Genomic DNA, 26,984 nt, shown 5'->3' with positions numbered 1-26,984 from the left:
ACGACGAGGTAGATAGGGCAGAGGTGGAAGCATGGCAACATGTGTAGCTGACTGTCACTAATAGGTCGAGGGCTTAACCAAGTTGGTTTAGGTTGCCAGAGCACTTAACGAGGTAGTTTCGAGTTTAGTGCGAGGCATGTCAAAACACTTAGTGAGGTTGTTCACGAACTTAGTGTTTTGGCTGTCAGAAATGGCAGAGGAAATAAGAACGGATGAAAGATATGTACAATGTGTGGTTTTGAGGGTATATGCCTTGAAATAGAGGATACCTCATGGTATAATAATCCTCGATAGCTCAGTCGGTAGAGCACGCGGCTGTTAACCGCGCTGTCGTAGGTTCAAGTCCTACTCGGGGAGTTCGTGATACTCAAAAGGTAAATGAGGAGAACGAAATGCAAAGCTTAGGCCCCATGGTCAAGCGGTTAAGACATCGCCCTTTCACGGCGGTAACACGAGTTCGAATCTCGTTGGGGTCACTTAAGTTGAAATTCATTAGAACTTCAACTTTTTACAATATCTACGGCGACATAGCCAAGTGGTAAGGCGTGGGTCTGCAACACCCTGATCACCAGTTCAAATCTGGTTGTCGCCTCTCAAAGAATCCTGGAATTCACTTTCCAGGATTTTTTTGTGTCTGCAGATGACGTATCTGAATTGAATTAAGTAAGAACAGGGCCATTTTTGTAAGAGGCAGGAGTGGTAACTATTTAGACAACGCATTATGTGATATACTAAAATCCAGATTTATAGTGTCAAAAAAGTAAGTGTTAAAAATAAGACAAGTATTAAAAATAAAACAATACAGGATTAAAAAAATAAAGGAGGCTCGTTTTGGAAAAGAATCGGGAGCTTTTAAAGACAAATTTGCTGGTCAGTGTGATCCTGGTATGTGGTTTTCTGGTGACGGCGTTTTTTAGTTATCAGGCAAATTATGAGGCTTCGCTTAATAACATCGAACAGGTGGCTTCTCTGACGACGGAGGGCATTTATTATCAGCTTGCAGCCCTGTTTACAAGGCCTGTTAATATTTCCCTTACCATGGCCCATGACAGCCTTCTGGCGGCCCATTTGGAGGGCGAGGAAGCTCATTTAGAGGACGAGCAGTATGCATGGACGATCAAGAATTATTTGGAGACTTATCGGGAGAAGTATGACTTTGATTCAGTCTTTCTGGTATCGGCCCTGACGAACCGCTATTATAATTTCAATGGGATTGACAGAATACTGACGGAGGGAGACCCGGAGAACATATGGTATTTTGATATGCTGAACGATGATCTTGAGTACTCCATGAACGTGGATAATGATGAGGTAAACGGAGCGGACAATGCAATAACGGTGTTTGTAAACTGTAAGATCTATGGGTCTGATCGTGATTTCCTGGGTGTGGTGGGAGTCGGTATGCGGGTGAGTTATTTAAAAGAGTTTTTGAAGAGCTATGAAGAAAAATATCATTTGAATGCATGTCTGATCGATGAGAACGGTGTGATTGAGATCTCTTCTGAACATACGGGATACAGCAGGATCGACTGGTTTCAGACGTTTGAGCAGGAGAGTATCCGCAGTCAGGTGCTGGGCTGGAAGGAGGATTCTGCCAATCTGGAACTATGGTCGGATACGGCGGTGGGCGGCCAGGGAAGGAGCTATGTGGTTTCAAGATATATTCCAGAACTGTCATGGCATCTGGTAGTGGAACAGAATAACGGCGCTATCGTAAGTGAGATAAGAGATCGGCTGTACCAGACAGGGGTTATTATTATAGCGATTATTATTACAGTCCTGGTAGTAATAACAACGGTGCTCCGCAATTTCAACAGGCAGATTACTCAGCTGATGGAAGAACGGCAGGATGCGTTTAAGAGGGCTACAGAGCAGCTGTATGATAATATCTACGAACTGAATATAACGAAAAACAGATATGCAAATAAACTAACAGAACAGTATTTTGGCAGTCTGGGCGCGGGGGATCTGCCTTATGACCAGGGACTTATAGTGATTGCGGAAAAACAGATTAAGGAGGAGTACCGGGAGGGATACGTCTCCACATTTACTCCGGAAAATGTTATCCGACAGTATGAAATGGGGAATAATCATTTAAGATATGATTTCAAGATTACTCAGGATGGGAGCCGGTATTTTTGGATGCGGATCGATGCTTATATCTTCTTTTCTCAGGAAGATGAATGTATCCATATGTTCACGTACCGGAAAAATATTAATGCAGAGAAGGAAAAGGAAATTCGTGCCTCTTTTGATGAGATGACTGGTTTCTTAACAAAGATGGAAACGGGAAGGGAAATTACCGCTCTGTTATCCAAACCGGCGGATGGGGTCTATGCCTTCTTTCTGTTTGATATCGATAATTTTAAGCAGGCTAATGATTCGTGCGGGCATGCATTTGGAGATTACTGTATCAGAGAGTTTACTTCTATCATCAGAAAGCATTTCCGGGTAAATGATGTGCTGGGAAGAGTGGGCGGAGATGAATTCGCAGCGTTTATTCCGGCGCCTGACTCTGAATGGGTTGAGGATAAGGCGAAGGAGCTGTCGAATGCACTGAGGGTTACATGCACAGAAGGCGGGAAGAGCTGGGAGATGTCCGCAAGTATTGGAGTTTCTATTGCCCCTATTGATGGAAATGATTTTGATACGCTGTATGAGAATGCGGATGCGGCGCTTTATCAGACGAAACAGAAGGGGAAAAATGGGTATACAATAGCGTGATACCCAGGAAAATCTAAAAAGATTGTGAAACATCAATTGACGAGATTGACTTTTTGCAGGGACTTCATTATAGTTAAGTCATTATGAGGAAAAGAGGCGTTTAAGTATATGATGAATAAATGGAGGGAAAAGTTTGCAGGATTTATGGTGGGCCGCTATGGAGCGGATCGCCTGGGACAGTTTTTGATCGGTGTTTCACTTTTCTTTCTGCTGCTTGGAATTTTTATAAGGAAACCATGGGTGGATATTCTGGCGTTTGCGTGTCTGATTCTCTGCTATTTTCGGATGTTTTCGAGGAATATCGGGAAAAGGTATAAGGAAGAGCAGGTGTTTGAAGGACTTCGCTATTCTGTGATGGAAAAGTTTCGCAAATTTAAGTTTAGAATTCGGGAAAAGAAGGAATACCATATCTATAAATGTCCGAGTTGCGGACAGAAGATCCGGATTCCCAGAGGAAAAGGGAAAATCAGCATTCACTGTCCGAAGTGCAATACGGATTTTGTTAAGAAGAGTTAAATCAGATTATAAGACGAAAGACAATATTAATGCAGAAGGGAATTATTATGAATCTACAGTTTAAGCCGGTAGAGGCAAAGGATATCGAGAGAGTGACGCCGTTTTTCGCACTGCGGCCCAATAAGACGTGTGACAGTGTGTTTCTGGACAGTTTTATCTGGAGGGATTTTTACCATATCCAATGCGCGATCAGCGATGAGAAAGCAGTACAGTTTTTGATGGAAAAGGATGGCATTACTTTCAGCGCCATGCCGATGTGCAAGGAAGAGGAGCTGTCCCATTACTTTTATGAGATGGTGGAATATTTTAATACCGTGTTAAAAAAGCCATTTCGGATTTATCTGGCGGATGAGGACGGTGTGAACTATTTAAAACTGGATCCTGAGAAGTTTGAGGTGAAGGAGCAGGAAGATTTAAAGGATTATTTGTATGATGCTGCAGCCATGCGGTCATTGGCCGGCAAGAAGCTGCATAAGAAAAAGAATCATCTGAATGCATTTTTGAGGGAGTATGAAGGGCGGTATGAGTACCGGACTTTATGCTGTTCTGACCGGGACGATGTGTGGGAGTTCCTGGACAGATGGTGGGAAAACAAGGTGGAGGCCGCGGAGTTCGGTACACAGCTGGATTATGAGGTGAACGGAATTCACGATATCTTGAAGAACTGTTCCCAGTTATGCGTCCGGATGGCCGGCGTCTATATCGATGGTAAGCTGGAAGCATTTACGATAGGAAGCTATAATGAATTTGAAAAAATGGCGGTAATTCACATTGAGAAGGCCAACCCGGAGATCAATGGACTTTACCAGTTTATTAACAGAGAGTTTCTGGTCAGGGCATTTCCGGAGGAAATGATGCTTGTCAACCGGGAGGACGACGTGGGAATGGAAGGCCTGCGCAGAGCGAAGATGTCCTATAATCCCATTGACTTTGCCAGAAAATACAGCATAGAACAGAAGGACTTTAAAGGATGATACATTATTTAAGACAGGAAGAGAAAAGCAGAAGCCGGAAGCTGTGGGAAGAGATCTTTGTGGAAGATTCCCAGTCATTCGTGGATTTTTACTATGCGGAGAAGACCCGCCGGAACAAGATTCTCGTGGCGGAGGAGGACAATGAGATCGTGGCCATGCTCCACCGGAATCCGTTTGATGTGGTGGTTAAGGACCGCATCTGGAGGATCGACTATATCGCCGGGGTGGCTACCGCGGCGGCATGGCGTCACCAGGGGTATATGAGCCGCCTGCTGTCCAGGATATTTGCCGATATGTATATGGAAAAGATGGGATTTTGCTTTCTGCATCCGGTGGATCCGGCTATTTATCTGCCGTTTGAGTTTACCTATATCTTTGATCAGCCGCAGCTTACTTTGAGTGAAAAGGGCATGATGCGTCTGAGCGGACGGGCCCTCATGGAACAGCGGACGGAGGAATGCGAGGAGGCGGCCAGATTTGCGGGCAAATGCCTCGAAAAGCATTATGAGGTCTATACGATGCGTGACGAGGAGTATTACCGGTCTCTGTGCCGGGAGGTGAGAAGTGCCGACGGCGATCTGGTACTCTTGAGAACGAGGGATGAGAGGGAGCGGCTGGCCGGTATTTCCGCCTATTATGGTGGCGGAGAGATGGAACAGAGGGAGCTTCTGGTGCATCCGGACTATGTGAAGGAGATCGCCCCGCCAAAGCCTCTTATGATGGGACGAATCATCAATCTGGAGCAGTTTGTCTCTGTGATCCGGTTAAAAGAGGACTCGGAGGTTAGTGAGATGGAACTTATGATCGAGGTCTCGGACGGGCAGATACGCCAGAATGACGGCATTTTCCGCTGGAAGCTGGATAAGAATGGCTCCAGAGTGACTCGGATGACGGAGGGGACTCTTGTGAAGCCGCATCTGTCGCTGGGAATTGCGGAGATGACAGCCTGGCTCTTCGGATACAAAATGCCGCAGATGCCGGAAAACCGCCGGAGTATGGCGGAAAGAATCAGGCCGTTAAACGGTGTTTATTTCGATGAGGTAGTTTAGTACCGCGTTGTGCAAAACTAATAGATTTTCCTTGTAACAAGTCCTGTTTCTGTAGTATAATAAAGAAAACAGCAGCAGGGGAGGTTTCTATGGAAAACAGATATATCAAGCTTCAGGCTCCAGGATGTAACGTACCGCTCAAGGTTGTGCCGGGACATTTCGCAACCAACCATTCTCATATCAACTACTACATTGATATGACAACGCTGAAGACACGTGTTAGTGAGGCACAGGAGGTCGCCCGTGATTTAGTGGGACTTTACCTGTATAACACGTTTGTGGATACCATCGTATGCCTGGATGGCATGGATGTGGTAGGCGCCTATCTGGCGGAGGAACTGACAAAGGCAGGAGTTATGTCAAGGAATGCGCATCAGACAATTTACGTTGTGACTCCGGAGTACAACAGTAACAGCCAGATGATTTTCCGTGACAATATTCAGCCCATGATAACCGGTAAGAATGTGATTCTTCTGATGGCTTCCGTGACAACGGGAAAGACGATCAACAAGGGAGTCGAGTGTATTCAGTATTATGGAGGAAAACTCCAGGGAATATCGGCCATCTTCAGTGCGATCGGGGAACTGGATGGGATGCCTGTGAACTCTGTATTCAGGGAGCGTGATATTCCTGATTATCAGACGTATGATTTCCGGGAATGCCCATACTGCAAGAAGGGAATCAAGCTGGATGCCCTTGTAAACGGTTACGGATATTCGAAGCTTTAATAAAACAAGCTGAATAGCAGTGCAGGCGGAAAAAAATCGGTATTCACCACTGATAGGAAGTATACTTTGAAACGATCCGGGGTGCCGCAGGCGGATTTGGAAGAATCCAGTCTGCGGCACCCCGTCTGAGTTCCAGTACCGGACCGGAATTGCATGGCAGAGTGCAGTGGCGGCCCTGATTTACAGGACGGGAGGGAGAACGGAAGAGATGGAAGCACAGGAACAGTTGAAGCAGTGGATCTCGGAGAGCAGCCGGATCGTATTTTTTGGTGGAGCCGGTATGTCTACGGAGAGCGGGATTCCGGATTTCAGAGGCGTGGACGGGCTGTATCACCAGCAGTATCAGTATCCGCCGGAGACGATTATCAGCCACAGCTTTTACAGGCAGAATCCCCAGGAATTTTACCGGTTTTATAAAAACAGAATGCTGTTTCCGGAAGCAGAGCCGAACCGGGCACACCTGGCTTTGGCAAAGCTGGAGGCGGAAGGAAAGTTAAAGGCTGTTATCACTCAGAATATTGACGGTCTTCATCAGGCAGCGGGCAGTAAGGAAGTCCTCGAGCTTCATGGATCGGTACACAGGAATTACTGTACCCGGTGCGGAAAGTTTTACAGTCTGGAAGACATTTTAAATATGGACGAACCGGATGGAATTCCGCGGTGCAGCTGCGGAGGGACAATTAAACCGGATGTGGTGCTCTATGAGGAGAGTCTGGATCAGGAGGTGCTTAGCCGGTCGGTAGCATATATCACCAGGGCGGACATGCTGATCGTTGGAGGCACATCGCTTACGGTTTATCCAGCCGCGGGACTGATCGATTATTATAGAGGAAAACGGATGGTTCTGATTAATAAGACGGTTACCCCTATGGACGGCCGTGCTGATCTGGTGATCAGCGGGCAGCTGGGAGAGGTGCTGGGAGACGCGGCGGGCGTGTAAATGGGGTTGCAAATCTAAATGTAAGCAATGCAGAAAACAGATAAAATATGACAGAATAAAGGAGCGTAAAACTATGTATCAGGCAGCAGAAGACAGATATGAGAAGATGGACTATAAGCGCTGTGGAAGAAGCGGAGTAAAACTTCCAAGGGTTTCACTCGGGTTATGGCAGAATTTCGGTTTGGAAAAGCCGATTGAGGATCAGGAAGCGATTCTTTGCAGGGCGTTTGATTTGGGTGTGACGCATTTTGATCTGGCGAATAACTATGGATTTCCGGCGCCTGGAAAAGCGGAAGAGAATTTTGGAGAGATTTTAAGACGCGGTCTGGGAACCTATCGGGATGAGATGATTATTTCCACAAAGGCCGGATACGATATGTGGCCGGGACCGTACGGAAACTGGGGATCCAGGAAGTATTTAATGGCCAGTCTCGATCAGAGCTTAAAGCGGATGGGGCTGGAGTATGTGGATATTTTCTATCACCACAGACCGGATCCGGAGACACCGCTGGAGGAGACGATGGGAACGCTGGGGGACATTGTGAGACAGGGCAAGGCGCTGTACGTGGGCCTGTCCAACTATTCGAAGCAGGAGGCAGAGAAAGCGGTCCTTATGTTAAAGGATATGGGCGTACACTGTCTCATCGAGCAGCCGCGCTACAATATGTTCGAGAGAACCCCGGAAGACGGATTGTTTAAAGCTATGTGGGAGCACGGCGTGGGCTGTATCTGCTACAGTCCTCTGGCGCAGGGCGCATTGACCGATAAGTATTTAAATGGTATCCCGCAGGGGTCAAGAGCTTCCAGAGTGGGAACTACGATTAATGACCGCTATTTATCAGAGGAGAAGCTGGATCAGATCCGCAGGCTGAATGAGATCGCGGTGAGCAGGAATCAGTCGCTGGCCCAGATGGCGCTGGCATGGGTGCTTCGGGAGAAGGCTGTGACTTCCGTACTGATCGGGGCCAGCAGTGTGAGACAGCTGGAGAACAGCGTTCAGTGTCTCGATCATCTGGAGTTTTCGGCAGATGAGTTAAAGGCGATTGACGAGATCTTAAAATAAGGATACTGATAACGGGAGAACGAGATGAATTTTGAAGTCGGAGACATTGTAAAACTGAAGAAACAGCATCCCTGCGGCAGCAGTGAATGGGAAATTTTGCGGGTCGGCGCGGACTTTCGTTTGAAATGTATGGGCTGCGGCCACATGATTATGGTTCCCAGAAAGCTGGTGGAGAAGAACGTCAGAGGGCTGAAGGGAGCGGATGGGGCGGAAAAACGGTAAGAAGCTCCGGAAATGTCGTAAAATCGTAGGAAAACGGGAAAAAGTACTTGCTTTTCCTGCCAATTTCTGATAAAATATTAATCCGTGACACATTAAATTCCTTGCTCCTGAAACTGAAAGCAGGGGCCAGAGACCACAAGGAGGTAAACAAGCATGAACAAGTATGAGTTAGCCGTTGTTCTTAACGTAAAGCTCGAAGATGAGGAGAGAGCAGCAGCCATCGAGAAGATTACAAATTATATCACTCGTTTTGGCGGTACTGTAACCAACATCGACGAATGGGGTAAGAAGAGATTAGCTTACGAAATTCAGAAGATGAAAGAGGGATTCTACTACTTCATCCAGTTTGATGGCGATTCCACAACACCGAATGAGTTAGAATCACGCATTCGTATTATGGAACCAGTTATCAGATATTTATGCGTAAGACAAGAGGCATAATAGATAAAGAAAGTGTGATCGTATGAACAGAGTAATCCTGATGGGTAGATTGACCCGTGATCCAGAAGTAAGATATTCCCAGGGCGAGCGCGCCATGGCCATCGCAAGATATACTCTTGCTGTTGACAGAAGAGGCCGCAGAAACCAGGACGGCAACGAGCAGACCGCAGATTTCATCAACTGTGTCGCATTTGACAGAGCAGGTGAGTTTGCCGAGAAGTATTTCCGCCAGGGCATGAGAGTGTTGATTTCCGGAAGGATCCAGACTGGCAGTTACACGAATAAGGACGGTATCAAAGTTTACACGACCGATATCATTGTAGACGATCAGGAATTCGCCGACAGCAAGGGCGCGGCTTCCGGTGAGGGCGGCGGCTATCAGCCAACATCCAGACCGGCACCGTCTTCCGCAATCGGTGATGGATTTATGAATATCCCGGATGGAGTCGAAGACGAAGGACTTCCATTCAACTAAACTTGCAGGGATAGAAACAACAAAATCTAACAGGAGGTAGTACCAATGGCATATAATAAGAATGATAAAGCTGATGGCGCCAAGTTCAGAAGAGGCGGCATGCGCAGAAGAAAAAAAGTATGTGTATTCTGTGGTGAGAAGAACGGCACCATCGATTATAAAGATGTAAATAAATTAAAAAGATATGTCTCTGAAAGAGGAAAAATTCTTCCGAGACGTATTACAGGTAACTGTGCAAAGCATCAGAGAGCACTTACCGTTGCAATCAAGAGAGCAAGACACATCGCTCTTATGCCTTACACAATGGAATAAACCCTTATTTTATAAGGATTTTGCGAATGAGATTCCGTAAGAAATTATGGGGTCTCATTTTTTGTTTTGCAGAAAAGTCGGAAATTTCCAAGTGTGTTTACGGTTTTTTTCCATTTACGCCCATCGTGTATTTTCCTATAATGGAGTGGAGATACAATAGAATTTTTCAGGGTAAAGGAGGATATGATGGGAACATTTTTATTGGATAAAAGCGTTACGGTAGACATCGGAACGATGAAGGACAGAGTTCCAGTGAGACGAGCGGTGGAGCGGTTTTACCGGGATCTGGATCTGGTGATTGAAGGGGATTCTGTTTATGGGGGCGGGATCAGGCTCTGCGAGGAATCCATGGATCCGGAACAGTACAGGATACTGGTTGAGGAAAAACGGCTGGTAGTCTGCGCGGGGGATGAACTGGGATTTGTGTATGCGCTGCTGCATTTGAGCGAGGCGTACATGGGGATTCTGCCGTTATGGTTCTGGAATGATCAGAAATTCGAAAAGCGGAAGTATGTGGAGGTCCCGGTGGGAACGATCCAGTCGTCTCCATATCCGGTGAAATACAGAGGCTGGTTTCTGAACGATGAGGTGCTGATCAGCCGCTGGGATGGCGGAGTGAGCAGGGAGTATCCGTGGGAGATGGCATTTGAGGCGCTTTTGCGGCTCGGAGGAAATTTAGTAATACCGGGTACTGATGCGAATTCCAAGATTTATATGGGACTGGCGGCCGATATGGGGCTCTGGATTACTCATCATCACGCGGAACCGCTGGGAGCTGAGATGTTTGCACGGGTTTATCCGGATAAGACCCCCTCCTTTGCGGAATATCCGGAGCTCTTTTACAGCCTGTGGGAGGAGGGAATCCGGAGGCAGAAGGATTACCGTGTTATCTGGAATATCGGATTCCGGGGTCAGGGAGACCGGCCTTTCTGGGATGATGATCCGCAGTATGATACCCCGAAGAAGCGGGGGGATTTAATCAGCAGTCTGATGGTGCGTCAGTACGAGCTGGTAAAGAAGCATGTGAAGAATCCTGTATTCTGTACGAATCTCTATGGGGAAACGATGGAACTGTATCAGCAGGGCCTTCTGACTCTGCCGGAGGATGTGATTACCATCTGGGCCGATAATGGTTACGGGAAAATGGTATCGAGAAGACAGGGGAACCACAATCCCAGAGTGCCGGCGCTGCCTCCCGCAGAATTAAGGGATGGGAACCATGGAACGTATTATCACGTCTCTTTTTACGACCTGCAGGCGGCGAATCATATTACCATGCTGCCAAATTCTATGGAATTTGTGGAAAAAGAATTGAAAATAGCGTATGATTGTGGAATAAAGAGCCTATGGGTTGTCAACTGTTCTAATGTAAAGCCCCATGTGTATCCTCTGGACTTTATTGGGAATCTGTGGAGAGGAAATTCGCTCACCGCAGCGGAACACAGGAGGCGTTATATGGAGTCTTACTATGCCTATGGACAGCGGATTGACGGGAAGGAGCTTTTGGCGTCTCTCCCGGATCTCTTTGAAGCGTATTTTAAGTGTACGGTTCCGTATGGAAAAGAGGAGGACGAGCGGGCGGGCGACCAGTTTTATAATTACGTAACGAGGGATTTTGTCTGCCGCATCATGGCGGATGGAGGACAGAGACCGGAGCCGGAGCTTAACTGGTTTGCCCCGGGAGAGAGTCTGGAAGAACAGATGGAACTGTACCGGGAAACGGTTGTAAATGGGAGAAATGCATTTGAACCGCTTCTGGAAGCATGCAGCCGGATGGCGGAGCAGGCGGGTTCTCTTTTGGAGGATTCTCTTCTCTTGCAGGTAAAACTACATACGTACTGTCTGAGAGGCGCTGTGTCCTTCTGTGACGGTTATGAGGCGTATGCCGGTAAACAGTATCTGCGGGCGTTTTATCTGTTCGGCAGGGCGGCGGACTGGTATGAGGCGGCGGACCGGTCCATGAGAGCACGGGAACACGGAAAATGGAAGGGCTTTTACGAAAATGACTGTCTCTGCGATGTCAAGGAGACTGCGTACTGTCTGAGACGGCTGATGGGATATATCAGGAATTTAGGGGACGGCCCTCATTTCTATGAGTGGCAGAGGGAGGTTACCTATTCGAAGGAAGATAAGCGGGTGGTTCTCATCACTAACATGGAGAACCATATGACGGATCAGGAACTTTACCAGGCGATGAAGGAGCGGGAAAGTGATGAGAAAGCGTTGGGATCAGTGGGTGGAACGGTTTAGGAATACCAGCCTTGCCAGAAAGATGATGGTGGTCTATGCGGCCATATTCGGAATTCTGTGCGGTATCACGCTGCTTGCCATGCAGGTTACCTTGAGTATCTATGACGGCCAGCTTTACCAGAAGTCGCTGGAGGAACTGAATTTCTTTACAGAGCGGGTGGACGGAGAGCTGAAAAAGGTGGAAGAGCTGTCCTTCGACCTGGCGATGGATTACGAGATTCAAAATCAGCTGTCGGTCATAAAAAGTGCAAAGAACAAGGCAGAATACTCGTTTCAGATGTCGAAGCTGCGAAGCCGGCTGACCACGGAGGCGCTGTCTGCGGAGCTGGTGTCGGAATTTATCTATACGGATAAATTTCTGACGAGATATGAGGTGGGGAAACGGTATGTGGAACTGCCGGTGGGGATTTACGACAGCCTGCTGGAAAAATTTGATAAGGCGAAGGGGGCCTACGTTTATGAGAATCCTACGGAGGAATTTCCCTATCTCGTCTCCGGCAGGGATATACGCAAACACATCGATGCCAGCCTTGACTATCTGGGAAGTCTGATCTTTGTATCGGATATCCGGGTCTTGATCGAGAAGCATTTAAATCAGCTGAAAACTGATGTTTCCAGCCTGTGTGTGACCAGCGACTCCGGCCTGATCTATCAGAGCGAGGACGGTCTGTATGAGAAAATCAGGCAGGTGCTGCCGGAGAGCGATTATGAGATCATAAATCTGGAGGGGAGAAAGTATTTTCTCTGTCAGCTTACATCGGCGGAGACGGGATGGACGTATGTAAACATGTTTCCGTACAGCTCCATTTATTTTATGAACACCATGGTCCGTTACTGTCTGATCGGCGGATTTCTCGTGCTGTTTGTGGCGGCGATGCTGATCCTGAAACGGCTTTCCACGGCCATTACCAGACCGCTTAACAGATTGACGGATTCGATTCAGATCGTGGAAGCGGGTGAGTTTCAGAAGGCCAAGGAGTATCTGGAGGGAGAGAAGCGCGGCGACGAGGCAGGAATCCTGACCCAGGAGTTCCGGATCATGCTGGATAAGATCATGGTCCTGATTCATGAAAACTATGAGAAGCAGATATTGCTGAAGGATACGCAGTACCGGGCGCTTCAGGCGCAGATTAATCCTCATTTCCTTTATAATACTTTAAATTCCATTAACTGGATGATACGGTCGGGGAAGAATGAGGAGGCGTCTGAGATGCTGATCTCGCTGGGAGATTTGCTGCGGGCGGCATTTAGGAAGGAACAGCTGGCTACGGTTTTGGAGGAGTTGGAGCTGGCAAGGCATTATATTGATATTCAGAAGGTCCGGTACCGGAGAAGGGCTGAGTTTCTCGTGGAGGCAGAGGGTGATTTGGAGGCGTATCACGTGCCGCGGATGATTCTGCAGCCGCTGGTGGAGAATTCGATCAACCATGGCGTGGACAATTCCTTAAATAAATGCAGGATTCTGGTGCGGGTAAAGGAAAATGAAGAGGCGCAGACCATGACCCTGGAGGTGGAGGATGACGGGCCGGGTATGACGGAGGAAGAACTGGAAACCGTCAGGAATTTCACCATGGTGCCAAAGGGAAATGGGATCGGACTTAAAAATATCAGGGAACGGCTGAACCTGATCTTTTCTGACGCAGTATTTGAGATAACCAGCCAGCCCGGAAAGGGAACCGTTGTGAGGATTGAAATTCCGAAATATGGAGGGAAATAGACGTGTATAAGCTTCTGATCGTGGACGATGAGGATGTGGAGAGAGAGGGAATGGCAGATTTTATCCAGTGGGAAAAGTACGGGATAAGTCTGGCGGGAACCGCATGGAACGGTGTCGAGGGATATGAGGAGATCCAGAATCAGATGCCGGATATCGTAATTACGGATATTAAGATGCCTGTCATGAATGGAATTGAGCTGATCCGGAAGACGAGGGAGGATTTTCCGGATATTGTATTCATTGTGCTTTCCGGCTACGGAGAGTATGAGTATACCAGCAGAGCCATGGAGCTGGGCGTGCGCCACTATATACTGAAGCCCTGTGATGAGGCGAAGATCGTGGAAGTGATTGGCAAAGTGACGGAGGAGCTTAAGGTCCGGGAAGAGAAGAAGAGGAAAGAGGACGATATGCGGACCCAGGTCAAGCGGCTGGCTCCGAGAGCCAGGGAGCAGATGTTCCGCAATGTGCTGCTGAACCGGGAAGATATCCATAAGGACTTCGAGGCGTATCTGGGGGACTGCGGGATCTTCCGGAGAGAGGTTTTTCTTCTGGCGTTTCATAAGGAAAAATGGTTTGACTATCTGGAACAGTTTGTGGTGACGAACATTATCACGGAGCTGCTGGGAAGCAGTCACGTGCTTCTGGTGACGTCTATCCGCAACGATGTGCTGCTTCTGCTGGATGGGCGTGTATTTGATGAGATTCAGCCCGTCATAGTGAAGGTGAAAAAGGAGTATGAGAAGTTTGATTCCAGCCCGCTTCAGACAGCGGTTTCCAGCCGCGGAAGCTGGGAGCAGATACACGGCCTCTATGAGGAGGTCTCGGGGCTCTTAAAGATGGGAAAGATCGACGCGGACACGGACGCTTTGTGGCATGGATTTTATAAGGATATCAACAGGGAGGAATTGATGCTGATTAACTACCGGGCTTTGAGGGCTGCGAAATCCTATGACGCCATCCTGTTTGAGCTGTATCTGGGATTCGTAAAGATGCGGCTCAGAGGCGATCTGGCCGGGAGAAAGGAAGCGGCCATCCTGTATGTGCTTGACATGCTCTATGAGGATGAGGACAATGAACGGTGGGTGAAGGAGGAGGACGACAGGGAGCTTTTGAAGCTTCTGGCCGACTATATCAGTGAGAAGCAGGGGCTTCATCCGGGCGGAGATAAGGAAGAGCGGCGCATACGCGATATTCTGCTGGGAATCTATCAGAACATCAGCAGCCAGGAACTGAGCATCCAGTGGCTGACGAAGGAAGTACTGTACATGAATCAGGATTATTTCGGGCGTGTCTTTTCCAAGTGCATGAAACAGAAGTATTCTTCTTATCTTTTAAATGTCAGAATTGAACTGGCGAAACGGCTGATCTGGTATTTTCCGGAGATCAAGCTTTCTCAGATTGCGGAGGAAGTGGGGTACCCGGCGGATGGCCAGTATTTTTCCAAGACCTTCCGAAAATTGGTGGGAATGTCCCCTTCCGACTACAAGGATTATATACAAAAACAGGCGTAATTTGAAAAAAACCGGCTTTTCCGCATGGGAGAAAGTCGGCTTTTTTCAATTGGGATGACGGCTTTTTCCATTTTTTATTTGTTTCAAATCATGTAGAATAACAGCATAAACAAGGTGTGCACCGAAACTTTGAGAGTTAAAAATAGAGATAAAGGAGAAATGGTTATGAGAAAAATGAAACGTTTACTGGCGCTGGGGCTCGCTGGAATGATGGTACTGTCGGCAACGGGATGCAAAAGCTCGGATAAGACGAAAGGAAGTGCGGCTGATACGACGCAGGCCGCAACCACAGGAGGCACATCTACTGGCGGCACGACCGCAGCAGCTTCCTCTAATGGTGAAGATGTAACACTTAAGTTTACCTGGTGGGGCGGGCAGACGAGGCACGAACTGACACAGCAGCTTCTGGATAAGTATACGGAGCTTCACCCGAATGTAAAATTCGAAGCGGTTCCCTCCGGCTGGGACGGATACTTTGACAAGCTGGCGACTCAGGCGGCCGCAGGAGCCATGCCGGATATCGTTCAGATGGACTATCTCTATATCAGTACCTATGCAAAGAACAGCTCCATCGCGGATCTGACGCCATATATAGAAGACGGCACCATCGATACCTCCAGTATTGATGAAAACCTGATGAAGTCCGGTGAGATCGGCGGAAAGACAGTCGGACTCGTGTATTCCAGTTCCCTTCTCGCAATGGGATATAATCCTTTAGTGCTGGAGGAGGCCGGTGTGGCGGTTCCTTCCATGGATTGGACCTGGAGTGACTTTATTGACTTATGTAAGACCGTGAAAGATAAGACAGGAAAGCTGGGTTCAGCGACCGGCCCTGTGGATGATACCAACCTGTTTAATTATTGGGTAAGACAGCATGGCGCATCTTTATTCAGCGATGATCAGAAATCCCTCGGTTACGATGACGACCAGGTTTGTATTGACTATTTAAATATGTGGTCGGAGCTGATGGCAGCAGGCGCGGTTCCGAATCCGGACGAGTATGCGGCAATCCAGACACTGGGGCAGGAAGCAGGCCCGGTGGTGACGGGTGAAGGCGCTACCATTACGGAATGGAATAACTATGCCAACAAAGTATCTTCCGTGAATGATAAGCTGAAAATCACCTCCCTTCCATTATCCGATGATGGCCAGTATAAAGGCCTCTGGAATAAACCAGGTATGTTCCTGACCATTTCCGAAACATCAGCGCATAAAAAAGAGGCGGCTGAGTTCATCAACTGGTTCGTAAACTCCGAGGAAGCCAACGACATTATGATGGGGGAAAGAGGAACTCCGGCATCATCCGCAGTCAGAGAACACATGAAATCCACCGGCAAATTAAATCCGCAGCAGGAAGAAATGTTCAACTATTTAGATATCACTGCCGATATCTGCGGCGAGACGCCTGCTCCGGACCCGATCGGTATGTCCGAGATCAACGAAGCCTTTAAGAACGCGGCTTACAGCGCATTCTACGGTCAGGTTTCGGCGGAAGAGGCCGCTAAGACCTTCCGTGAGGAAGCAAATGCCATACTGGTGAGAAATAACTAAGGCGTGGAAGAAAACATATTCAGACACGTTTCAGGAAATGAAGACAAAGGGATTGCACAAGACATTGTGACAGTCCCTTTTTAAAAGACTGAGGTGACTACTTTGATAAAGAAAAGATATAAAGACAATAAAGTGGCGTATCTGCTGCTTGCCCCCTGGCTGGTGGGCTTCATCGGGATGTGGCTGATTCCCATGTGTATCTCCATCTACTACTCCTTTACGGATTTCAATCTTCTGAACGATCCGCAGTTTATCGGGGCCGCCAATTATGTGCGGGCGTTTACACAGGATAAGACCTTTTATAAGGCGTTAAAAGTGACCTTTTTATACGTATTGCTCTTAGTGCCTCTGCGTCTGGCGTTTGCGCTGTTTGTGGCAATGCTGTTAAACAAGAAGCACAAGGGACTGGGGCTCTACCGGACGCTTTACTATATTCCATCCATCATCGGCGGCAGCATCGCAGTGTCCGTGGTATGGAAACAGATTTTCGGTAATAAGGGCGTTATCATGACGCTGCTGGGTGTCTTTGGCATCGCGCAGAAGACATCCCTCATAGGTAATCCGAAGACGGCGCTGTACGTTATTATTCTTATGGGCGTCTGGCAGTTTGGCTCTTCCATGCTGATCTTTTTATCCGCACTGAAGCAGATTCCGGGCTCACTCTATGAATCGGCAAAGGTGGACGGCGCGAACGGCTTCGTGACCTTCTGGAAGATTACGATTCCGATGCTGACGCCGACCATTTTCTTCAATCTGATTCTTCAGATCATCAACGGTTTCCGCGTGTTTACGGAGAGCTACGTCATCACGGATGGCGGACCGTTAGACAGCACCTTATCGTACGTCCTGTACCTGTACCGCCGTGCGTTTACGTATTTTGATATGGGATACAGCTGTGCGCTGGCGTGGGTGCTGGTGGCGATTGTCTCCGTATTTACCGTAATCCTGTTTAAGACTCAGAAAAACTGGGTTTACTATGAAGCCGGGAGGGAATAAATCATGGGAATGAAGAGAAAAAGACAGTTGAGTTCAGTGATTTTTCACACCGGGGCGTGTATACTGGGGTTCTTTATGATATACCCGCTCCTGTGGCTGCTGGCCAGCTCCTTTAAGAGCAACGAAACAATGTTTACCAATACATATTCCCTGCTCCCTGAAGTCTGGGACGCGGCGAAGAACTATGCCAGCGGATTTGCGGGAATCGGCGGCGTGGCTTTCAGCACGTTTTTCATGAATTCCATGGTGGTGACGGTTGTGGGGACCATCACATGCGTGCTCTCCTCCCTGCTGGCGGCCTATACATTTTCCAGACTGAAATTCCGGTTCTCTAATTTCTGGTTCGGATGTGTGATGATGACCATGATGATACCGGCACAGGTTATGGTGGTTCCGCAGTATATCATTTTGAAGAAAATCCATTTAATCGATACGCGGGTGGCCCTGATCCTGCCGTGGTGCTTCGGAGGAGCGTTTTTTATCTTCCTGATGGTTCAGTTCTTCCAGGGGATTCCGAAAGAGCTGGACGAGGCGGCGGAAATCGATGGATGCGGTAAGATTCAGACTCTCGTCAGGGTGTTGATTCCGATTGTGCGGCCGGCCATTATCACCTCTTCTATTTTTGCATTTTACTGGATCTGGCAGGATTTCTTTCAGCCGCTGATCTTCATGAGCTCGTCGACGAAATATACGATTCCGCTTGCGCTCAATATGTATCTGGATCCGAACTCATACAACAACTATGGCGGTTTGTTTGCAATGTCAGTGGTTTCACTGATTCCAATCGTGGTGTTCTTTATTATTTTCCAAAGGTATCTGGTGGATGGGATTGCCATGGATGGGATTAAGGGATAAATAAAATAAAAGGGGGATAACAAATTGTACAGCTTATCACGATGGAAGACCAGAATGACAGCATGTATAGTATCGGGAGCCGTGGTATTCAGCACGCTGTTCCCGGTTCCGGCAGCAGCGGCAGGAAAGATGGCTGCATACGATGGCAGTGAGATCGTGGATCTGGCGGGAAACAGGGAGATGAAGGCTTATGGTGAACGCCTGGTCACAGGAGGAAAGGCTCTTGTATCCAGGGACTATGGAGAAGAAGCGGGAGCAGGTATTTCCTATTATCTCGACTCTGAGGCCGGAAATGATGAAAATGAGGGAACCTCGGAAGATAAGCCGTGGAAGAGCCTTGAAATGGTGAATAACAGAACCTTTCAGCCGGGAGACCGGATATTGCTGAAGGCCGGAAGCGTATGGGAAGAGGAGACGCTTTCCCCGAAGGGGTCCGGTGAGGAGGGAAATCCGATCGTCATCGGCGCCTATGGGGATGGGGAGAAACCGAAGCTGACCGGAAATGCGGCGGTTCCCGAAGTGGTATCGCTCTATAATCAGCAGTACTGGGAGCTTTCAGATCTGGAGATTACCAATACGGCAGCCGGATTCACCGGCGCCATGAACGACCAGAATGGAAATAAGTTAAAGGATGTCAGGGGCATCCGCATTGCCGGTCAGGACGGAGGCGACTTATACAATTACTATTTGCACGATTTATACGTTCATGACGTGACCGGCGTATGTGCCTGGATCAGCGGTGACAACAATGGAAAGCCGGGAATTCTGGGGAAACAGGGATGGGATAAGTCGAAGCGAACGGGCGGAATCCTGTTCGAGGTGTTGGAACCGGCTACAGACCAGCCGACGGTTTTTCACGATATTACGGTTGAGCGGAACGTAGTCAATAACAATTCCTTTGGCGGCATTATTGTAAAGCAGTGGAAGGGCGCCGATACCGGCGGAGAACACTGGGCGTCGAGAGAAGAGGGGAAGGGCAATGCCGCAGATAATTATTACTGTGAAAACTGGAAGCCGCATACGAACGTCACCATACGCGACAACTATTTGAGCCAGGAAAATTCTGACTATGCCTGCAATACCATTTATCTGACCAGCGTGCAGGGTGCCGTTGTGGAGGGAAATATCTCCAAGGAAGCCGGTACGTGCGGTATAGAGATGTATTATGCGGATGATGTGACCGTACAGAGGAATGAAGTTTACAAGACCAGGGTAAAAGCCGGGGGTGCGGATTCCAATGCCATAGATCCCGATAAGGCGTCCACCAATATCCTGATCCAGTATAACTACATCCACGACACGGGAGATGGGATACTTCTCTGCGGTTTTATCTTTGGAACATCCGTGGTCCGCTACAATGTAGTTAAGGATGCACAGAAACGGTATATCAATCCACATGGGGATAAGGGTGTTAATTATGTCTACAACAACATCCTCTATAATACAATTGAGAAGTCTAATCTGCCGTTTATCGAGTCATCAGGGGGCAATGGTGTTTATTTAAATAAATCAGGAAACATGCACTACATCAACAATAATATTTTCTACAATACTGCAAAGACTACAACCAGCGTCGGAATCGGTGAGGGGGCTTCTACCTCCTATGACAGCAACTGCTATTATGGAAAGGGAGTACAGGCGCCGGAGCAGGAGACCCGTGCGGTATGCGGTGATCCGATGTTTGAAGGCGGACTGACGGGAGACGGAGATGATGTGGGAGTGGAGCTTCTAAAGCTGCGACTGAAACCGGAATCGCCTCTTCTGAATGCAGGAACCCAGGTGGAAGATGATCCGCTTCTGTCTATTTCTGCAAATCCGGGAAGAGATTTCGCCGGAGCTTCCCTGTTTAACGGGGAACCGGATATGGGAATCTTCGAGTATTAGGGGGAAGCGGGCAGCGGAATCTTAAACGGATACGTGGAAGACCCTTACGGAAATATCATGAAGGGAGCCGCAGTAAAGTTAAAGAATACGGATTACACCACAGTGACGGATGAGCAGGGATTCTTTGCCATAGCGGGTGTGAAGCCGGGATCGTATACGGCGGTGATATCCAAAGAGATTTATCTGGACGGAGAGACACCGGATATCACAGTGGAAGAGAAGGCGGTGACGAGAGTACAGCTGAAGCTGGGAGAGAGTCTGTCAGACGTGGGCAGTATGAAGGGCTGTGTATCAAATTCGTCCGGGCCGCTGCAGGGCGTGACCGTAACCGCATCGCTGGGAGACCTGGTATTTACTGCCAAAACCGGAAACGACGGCTGCTATGAGATGACGGATGTGAAAATAGGAACCGGATATGTGGTGACTGCTTCGAAAGAGGGGTACACGACAGCGACCGCAGAAGAGGTTAATGTAATGCCAGCCGCCGCTGCGGAAGTGAATCTGATTCTTTCCAAGGAGGTCGGAAAAACGACGTACCTCATTGCAGACTTATTTGATCAATATGATACGGGCGCGTTTACAAACAGCAGCAGCGGAAACGATGTATGGAAGGTTTCCGATATCTCCGCTGCGGACGCGTCTAAGGCATCTTTGCAGATTAAGGCGGAGGCGAATGGAAACAAGTATCTGGAGATGGCGAAAACCGGCACCTACAGCCTCTATGCTTATACAAAGAAGGAGTATGATCTAAGCGGAATTATTACGGTGGAGGCAAGAGTGAAGCGGACAATGGAGTCTGCATCTGCCAATCAGTTTGGTATGTATTCCTTTAACAAAGCGGATTTCAAAACGGGAGATCCGACGGGCAGTTCCAATGCAATCGGCACCTTCGCCCTTTCGAAAGGAAATATTATTACCCATAATAAGAAGGGCTCTTCGAGCACGGTAAATGTTCAGGGGTATACAAAGAACGAATGGGATATTATCAGGAATGTCATTAACCTGGATACCAACACCTTTGATTTTTATGTAAACGACATGAATGTTCCGAAGCTGGCCGATCAGCCACTCCGGACACAGGGAAAAAATATTGACCGGTTCGAGTTTTTCTCCAGTGGAACAAATGTTGGAGACTTACTGATCGATTATTTTAAGGTTTGTACCGGGCCTGCCATGGATTACGATGACGCGGGTATCTCAGGAATCCGCGTGGATGGAAAAGAGGCGGAGTGGAAGGGCGGCAATATTTATGAGCTGGAAATCCCTTTCGGCAGCAGTGAGGTGAAGGTACAGCCGACTGCCAGCAGCATTTTCGCCAGAAAGATTATGGTTGGAGACCAGGATGCCACAAAGGGTGCGGTTACCGTGCCGGTATCCGGGTCTGGTGATTCGCTCCGCATAACCGTTCTGGCCGAGGATGGGGAGACAGAGGAGAGTTATCAGCTGAATCTGTTGAAAGAGGATGTATCCGGACTGGCCTATTTAACGAGTCTTGCCATGGAGGGCGTCACTTTAACTCCTGAATTTGATTTTAATACTATGGAATACGAAGGAGACGTGCCGTCAGACGTGCGCCGTGTGACACTGCAGTATGAGACGGTTCAGGCGAGCAATGAGGTGACAATCAAGGTTAATAACCAGTACGTGACGGATCCGGTGATTCCGTTAAAGCCAGGTGTTAATGTCATAGAGATCGGAGTCGCATCGGCAGACGGAACCAGCTTTGCGGATTATACTGTCACTGTTACGAGAAACTGTGTAATTGACGGTATCAAGATTGATACGCTGCCTGTAAAAACTGTCTACGAGAGAGGGGAAGAACCTGATTTCGAAGGACTGACGGTCGGGGCCTATTGTGAAGGAGAGCGGGTACGCGGGCTTGACGCGGTCGAGTTTGCGGTAAATATGCCGGATACGTCGGAGACAGGAACCGTTCCTGTAACGGTTTCTTATGTGACGGAAGACGGCATGACGCTGGAAGCCGCCTTTGATATTACCGTTTACGACTGGGATACCATGGAACCTCAGAGCATTAAGGTGGTGAAACAGCCGGAACAGACTGTATATGGAACCGGAGAAGCGTTCCAGCCGGATGGCATGGAAGTGCGCCTTCTCATGAAAGCCACGGCGAGCAATGCAGCGCCGGCGGAGGTCAGAATACTGGATGATGGGGAATACGACGCCATCGGTGATTTTACAGAGCCAGGTGACACGAAGGTGGCAATACGCTATACCTGGACCGACAGCGAGGGAGAGGAGCGGTATCTGGAGGACAGCGTGGCGGTAACCGTCTACGATGAGGAACTGGAATATTACGAGACGGGAATTACGGTGACAAAGCAGCCGAAGAAGACGGTCTATGAGACGGGAAGTGTATTTAATCCGGAGGGGATGGTAGTAAAACGGACCATGAAGGCCAGCGGGAGCAACGCCGTCTATTATAAAGAAACCATTACAGATTATGATTATGATACAGATGAGCTGACCAAAACCGGAACCAGAAAGATATCAGTCAGTCATGAGGGAACGGATAAAGACGGAGAAGACAGGACGTTTACGACTGATGTGACGGTTACGGTAACAAACCGTGAAGATATATTAAAGAACGCGGTTCTGGAGCAGTCCGTGGCTGGGGCCAGGGAGATATTAAACAAAGAGAATGTGGCCTATGTGACGGAAGAGGAGAAGGCTGCAGCAGTCGATGGGGCTAAGGAAGTGTTCCTTGATGTAATGGGAGCGGAACATACGGTTCTGACAAAAGATATGGCGGACCGTATGGGAGAGCTCGAAGCACTGCTTAAAAATGCATATCCCGGTATCACGATACGAGTCGAGGGCGATTCGAAGCTGACGGAAGGTGCGGAGGTGGCCGGAGCGCTGCTGAATGCTCCGCTTGGCCAGGGGAATCTTACGATCGTTCCCCGAATTACGGGAACGAAGCTTCCGGAAGACATCCCGGAGACCAAAGCAGCGGCGGCGATGGAAATCAAGCTTCTGGTGAATGGAGAAGAACTTCAGCCGGATATTCCGCTTTATATGACCTTAAAGATCCCGGAGGGGATCGATAAGGCAGATCTCATCATCTATCACGTATTGGATGATGGCAGTATTGAAGTGATTGATCCGGAGATCAGCGGCGGCTTCCTGCACTTTTTCGTGAGAAGCTTCAGTACGTTTGTAATTGCCAATCCCAAAGAGGCTAATTTAACCGGAATCGAAATTACGGTTCAGCCGAAAAAAACAGAGTACCGGATTCATGAGGTGTTTGACGCTTCCGGGTTGGTAGTTACCGCTGTCTATGAAGACGGAACGAAGGCCGCCGTCACGGAGTATGAACTGGCCGGATTCGATTCAGCGGCGGTTGGAATTAAAACAATTACGGTATCCTATAAAGGAAAAACAGCAAAATTTACCGTTACAGTAAAGGCGGAGGACGACGGCTCCGGAGATGATGACAACGGCGACAATGACGATGGCGGCAATGACAACGGAGGCGGTAACAACAGTAATAATGGCGGCGGAAGTCATGGCAGCAGTGGAAGTCCGGTGGTCCGGTCGGTTTTGCCCGATACGGTAAAGGGAAGCTGGAAACAGAATGAGAATGGCTGGTGGTTTGAGACACTGGACGGCGGTTTTGTGAAATCGGATTGGGCCCGTATCAATGAAAAATGGTATTATTTCGGCGATCAGGGATACATGGCAGTCGGCTGGGTACTCGATCAGAACCACTGGTATTATCTGGGGGCAGATGGCGCCATGGCGGCTGATGCCTGGATACTGGACCGGGGAACGTGGTACTTCCTGCAAAGCGGGGGAGCGATGGCCGCAGACCAATGGGTTCAGTGGAATGGAAACTGGTATTATTTAAACAGCGACGGCAGTATGGCTAAAGACACTGTGGTAACGGTCGGATACCGGATCGGAGAAGACGGCGTCTGGCGCCCTGATTAAGAGATAGGAACATGGACTCCCGGGAAGCGGATACTTCCCGGGAGCTTTTATTTTCCTGCGCGTTTTACTATAAAAACGTTTGTTTTTCCGATGTTATCTGTGAAATCAGTAAATAAATGAGGAATGAAGGTTCCTTCATTGACAAATGATGAGAAGCGTTTTATCATAACAGTTAGAAAGACTTAAGGTTACAGGATCAGGAGGATATTTCGATGACGGTAAAGGAATGTTACGAGGCGATAGGCGCCGATTATGAAGAAGTTCTTCGCCGTCTGGCGAATGAAGAAAGAGTCGCACGTTTTTTGCTAAAATTTCCCGGTGATGAAAGCTTTGCCGGGCTGGTTAAGGCGGTGGAGGAGAGTGATTATGAGGCGGCTTTCCGAGCGGCCCATACGCTGAAGGGGATCTGCCTGAATCTGTCGATTACCAGGCTTGCCGAGTCCAGCAGCGCGCTGACCGAGTCTCTGCGGGCCGGCGGCTGGAGCGAAGAGGCGGGACCTCTCTTTGAACGGGTGAAAGACGATTACGGTCAGACGATTCAGGCGATTCAAATGCTGAAAAACGATTAATTGCGCCAGATACGCGAGGAAAAAAGATAAATGAAGAATAAAATTTTAATAGTGGATGATGCGGAGATCAACCGCTCCCTTTTGGCGGACATACTGTCTGTCGAGTATGATATTATGGAAGCGTCCAACGGCGTGGAGGCAGTTTCCCTGCTGAACCAGTACCACGCCGATCTTTCGCTGATTCTTCTGGACATCGTGATGCCGGAGATGGATGGATTCGAGGTTCTGGCGATTATGAACAGAAATGGATGGATTCAGAGCATTCCAGTCATTACGATTTCGGCAGAGACGTCCTCCAGTTATATTGAACACGCTTATGACCTGGGAGCGGCCGATTATATCAGCCGCCCATTTGATGAGAAGACGGTGCTGCGCCGTGTGAGCAACATGCTCATGCTCTATACGAAGCAGAAGATTCTGGAAGGCATGGTGACGGAGCAGATCATCGATAAGGAGAAGAATAATTTCCTGATGGTCGAGATTCTGAGCAACATCGTCGAGTTTCGTAACGGAGAGAGCGGGCTCCATGTGCTGCATATCCGCGTGATCACGGAGATGCTCTTAAAGAAGCTGCTGGAGAAGACCGATAAGATCCACCTGTCGCTGTCGGATATCGCTCTGATCGTCAATGCGTCGGCTCTGCACGATATCGGAAAGATATCCATCCCTGAGGAGATTCTGAATAAACCCGGCCGTCTGACAACGGAGGAATTCGAGATCATGAAGACCCATTCGGCCGTCGGAGCGCAGATCCTGAAAAATGCGCCGAACCGTCAGACGGAAAAGCTGATCCAGGTGGCCCATGATATCTGCCGCTGGCACCACGAACGGTATGACGGAAACGGGTATCCGGACGGGCTTAAGGGAGATGAGATCCCCATTGCGGCCCAGGTTGTCTCGGTGGCAGACGTCTATGATGCGCTCACCAGCGAACGTGTATACAAGTCGGCCTACAGCCACGAAAAGGCCATGGAGATGATCTTAAACGGGGAGTGCGGGGCATTTAACCCGCTCCTGCTGGAATGTCTCGTGGAGGTGGGGGACCGCATCCTGAAGGAGCTTGATTTACACTCGCTGGACGGGATGTCAGATATTGAGATGGAGGGAATTGCGTCCGAACTGAAGTCCCATAATGAACTGCGTGCGTCGAACCGGACGCTGATGCTTCTGGAGCAGGAGCGGATTAAGTACCGTTTCTTTGCCTCCATGTCGCAGGAGGTTCAGTTTGAATACAATATCCATTCGGATCTTCTGGAAGTATCTGAGTGGGGAGCGAAATACCTGGGAATTCCGGAGCTGATCGCCCATCCGGAGCACAATGAAGAACTTGCAAGGGTATTTAATAAAAGTGATTTTGCGGACTTAAAGAAACAGCTTCGTGCGACCACTCCGGGAGGGCCGGTGTTCAGCGGAAGCTATCAGGTTGTCATCGAGGGAAAACCGAGGTGGTTCAAGGTTGTGGCGCGCACGATCTGGGATTCCGACGAGGATACCTTATATTCCGGAACGATCGGTAAATTCATCGATATCCACGAGGAGCAGATGGAACTCACCAATTTAAAGCGCCTGGCCTCCCAGGATTCTCTTACCGGCCTCTATAATCACAAGGCGGCCAAGGAAATGATTGAGAATATGATAGTCCAGCGAGAGAATAAAGAGTATGCCATGATCCTGATCGATGTGGATTACTTTAAGTTTGCCAATGACCAGCACGGCCATATCTTCGGGGATGAGGTGTTAAAGTACATTTCCCAGAAGATGCGGCAGAATATCCGAAGGGATGATGTCGCAGCCAGAGTCGGAGGCGATGAATTCCTGATTTTCGTGGAATACCGTGACAATGTGATGCCGCAGATCGAGCGCATCTTCCGTTCCCTGACCGATTCCTTCCAGGGTTTCCAGATCTCTGTCAGCATGGGCGTGGCGCGCTGTCCGGAGAACGGAGTAGATTACGAAGTGCTGTTCCACTGCGCAGATCAGGCGCTTTATTCAGCAAAGAAGAATGGCAGGAATCAGTTCTGCCTGTATGACAAGACAATTCAGGGCTATTTATCTGTGCTTTCGCCGATGGATAATTGAGGAAGCTGTGAGCCAGGCGAGAAGAGTGGAATTTCCGGAGAGATACCGGAGGTTCCACTCTTTTTATTTCATGGGAACGTTGTTTTTATGATATAAAAACTCTCTGGTATTTCGGAAATTTTACTATTTATGTCTGATTTTTGAATTAACTTGGCAAAGAGTGTCTGTTAAAATAGA

The 26,984-nt window shown here is 48.6% G+C and carries 21 protein-coding genes and 3 tRNA genes; all 24 read left to right on the top strand.

Going from position 1 to position 26,984, the window contains the following annotated elements; genetic code table 11:
* Positions 1-284 precede the first annotated feature (284 nt).
* The 24 genes from DFR60_RS12355 (at position 285) to DFR60_RS12245 (ending at position 26,807) form a co-directional block, all read left to right on the top strand.
* Positions 285-357, top strand: a tRNA-Asn gene (locus DFR60_RS12355).
* Between the two features lie 47 nt (positions 358-404).
* Positions 405-476: transfer RNA gene (locus DFR60_RS12350), tRNA-Glu, on the top strand.
* Between the two features lie 45 nt (positions 477-521).
* Positions 522-592, top strand: a tRNA-Cys gene (locus DFR60_RS12345).
* A 239-nt stretch (positions 593-831) separates the two neighbouring features.
* Positions 832-2,724, top strand: coding sequence for a sensor domain-containing diguanylate cyclase (locus DFR60_RS12340; protein WP_110323160.1), 1,893 nt, complete (start codon positions 832-834; stop codon positions 2,722-2,724).
* A gap of 108 nt (positions 2,725-2,832) precedes the next feature.
* Positions 2,833-3,240 carry a hypothetical protein gene (locus DFR60_RS12335; RefSeq protein WP_110323159.1) on the top strand — a complete coding sequence of 136 codons (408 nt, stop codon included), beginning with the start codon at positions 2,833-2,835 and terminating at the stop codon, positions 3,238-3,240.
* Between the two features lie 47 nt (positions 3,241-3,287).
* On the top strand, positions 3,288-4,214 hold the full coding sequence (locus DFR60_RS12330) for a DUF2156 domain-containing protein (protein ID WP_110323158.1): 927 nt from the start codon (positions 3,288-3,290) through the stop codon (positions 4,212-4,214).
* Positions 4,211-5,263, top strand: a complete 1,053-nt coding sequence (locus tag DFR60_RS12325; RefSeq protein ID WP_110323157.1) for a GNAT family N-acetyltransferase — start codon at positions 4,211-4,213, stop codon at positions 5,261-5,263. The genes DFR60_RS12330 and DFR60_RS12325 overlap by 4 nt, the downstream gene beginning before the upstream one ends.
* A gap of 89 nt (positions 5,264-5,352) precedes the next feature.
* Positions 5,353-5,991, top strand: coding sequence for a type I phosphoribosyltransferase (locus tag DFR60_RS12320; protein ID WP_055657990.1), 639 nt, complete (start codon positions 5,353-5,355; stop codon positions 5,989-5,991).
* A gap of 208 nt (positions 5,992-6,199) precedes the next feature.
* Entirely contained in the window at positions 6,200-6,931 is a 732-nt protein-coding gene (locus DFR60_RS12315; RefSeq protein ID WP_110323178.1) for an NAD-dependent protein deacylase, read from the top strand.
* Between the two features lie 73 nt (positions 6,932-7,004).
* Complete coding sequence (locus DFR60_RS12310; protein WP_110323156.1) at positions 7,005-7,994, top strand: aldo/keto reductase; 990 nt, start codon at positions 7,005-7,007, stop codon at positions 7,992-7,994.
* A gap of 24 nt (positions 7,995-8,018) precedes the next feature.
* Positions 8,019-8,216, top strand: a complete 198-nt coding sequence (locus DFR60_RS12305; RefSeq protein ID WP_110323155.1) for a DUF951 domain-containing protein — start codon at positions 8,019-8,021, stop codon at positions 8,214-8,216.
* Positions 8,217-8,369: 153 nt separating this feature from the next.
* The gene (rpsF, locus tag DFR60_RS12300; RefSeq protein ID WP_002602081.1) at positions 8,370-8,657 is read left to right on the top strand and encodes a 30S ribosomal protein S6; all 288 of its coding nucleotides are present in this window, start codon (positions 8,370-8,372) and stop codon (positions 8,655-8,657) included.
* 22 nt (positions 8,658-8,679) lie between these two features.
* Positions 8,680-9,132, top strand: a complete 453-nt coding sequence (locus DFR60_RS12295) for a single-stranded DNA-binding protein (protein ID WP_006771650.1) — start codon at positions 8,680-8,682, stop codon at positions 9,130-9,132.
* Between the two features lie 45 nt (positions 9,133-9,177).
* On the top strand, positions 9,178-9,444 hold the full coding sequence (gene rpsR, locus DFR60_RS12290) for a 30S ribosomal protein S18 (protein ID WP_002602079.1): 267 nt from the start codon (positions 9,178-9,180) through the stop codon (positions 9,442-9,444).
* Positions 9,445-9,627: 183 nt separating this feature from the next.
* A complete protein-coding gene (locus tag DFR60_RS12285) occupies positions 9,628-11,694 on the top strand; it encodes a glycosyl hydrolase 115 family protein (RefSeq protein WP_341457945.1) in 2,067 nt (688 codons plus the stop codon).
* Entirely contained in the window at positions 11,657-13,411 is a 1,755-nt protein-coding gene (locus DFR60_RS12280) for a sensor histidine kinase (RefSeq protein WP_110323153.1), read from the top strand. The genes DFR60_RS12285 and DFR60_RS12280 overlap by 38 nt, the downstream gene beginning before the upstream one ends.
* Positions 13,412-13,413: 2 nt before the next feature.
* Positions 13,414-14,922 carry a response regulator transcription factor gene (locus tag DFR60_RS12275; protein ID WP_110323152.1) on the top strand — a complete coding sequence of 503 codons (1,509 nt, stop codon included), beginning with the start codon at positions 13,414-13,416 and terminating at the stop codon, positions 14,920-14,922.
* A 165-nt stretch (positions 14,923-15,087) separates the two neighbouring features.
* Complete coding sequence (locus DFR60_RS12270; protein ID WP_243005061.1) at positions 15,088-16,473, top strand: ABC transporter substrate-binding protein; 1,386 nt, start codon at positions 15,088-15,090, stop codon at positions 16,471-16,473.
* Between the two features lie 102 nt (positions 16,474-16,575).
* Positions 16,576-17,469 carry a carbohydrate ABC transporter permease gene (locus DFR60_RS12265; RefSeq protein WP_243005060.1) on the top strand — a complete coding sequence of 298 codons (894 nt, stop codon included), beginning with the start codon at positions 16,576-16,578 and terminating at the stop codon, positions 17,467-17,469.
* A 3-nt stretch (positions 17,470-17,472) separates the two neighbouring features.
* A complete protein-coding gene (locus DFR60_RS12260; RefSeq protein ID WP_110323149.1) occupies positions 17,473-18,324 on the top strand; it encodes a carbohydrate ABC transporter permease in 852 nt (283 codons plus the stop codon).
* Between the two features lie 54 nt (positions 18,325-18,378).
* Positions 18,379-20,208: a right-handed parallel beta-helix repeat-containing protein gene (locus tag DFR60_RS30895; protein ID WP_243005059.1), complete on the top strand. Its 1,830-nt coding sequence runs from the start codon at positions 18,379-18,381 to the stop codon at positions 20,206-20,208.
* Positions 20,209-20,241: 33 nt separating this feature from the next.
* Positions 20,242-24,159, top strand: a complete 3,918-nt coding sequence (locus DFR60_RS12255; RefSeq protein ID WP_278321384.1) for a carboxypeptidase regulatory-like domain-containing protein — start codon at positions 20,242-20,244, stop codon at positions 24,157-24,159.
* A 212-nt stretch (positions 24,160-24,371) separates the two neighbouring features.
* Positions 24,372-24,728: an Hpt domain-containing protein gene (locus tag DFR60_RS12250; protein WP_110323148.1), complete on the top strand. Its 357-nt coding sequence runs from the start codon at positions 24,372-24,374 to the stop codon at positions 24,726-24,728.
* 30 nt (positions 24,729-24,758) lie between these two features.
* Entirely contained in the window at positions 24,759-26,807 is a 2,049-nt protein-coding gene (locus DFR60_RS12245; protein WP_110323147.1) for a GGDEF/HDGYP domain-containing response regulator, read from the top strand.
* Positions 26,808-26,984: the final 177 nt, after the last annotated feature.

The sequence above is a fragment of the Hungatella effluvii genome, assembly GCF_003201875.1.
GTDB lineage: Bacteria > Bacillota > Clostridia > Lachnospirales > Lachnospiraceae > Hungatella > Hungatella effluvii.
Note: the sequence above shows the minus strand (reverse complement) of the source record. Positions and strands in the feature narration are given on the sequence as shown.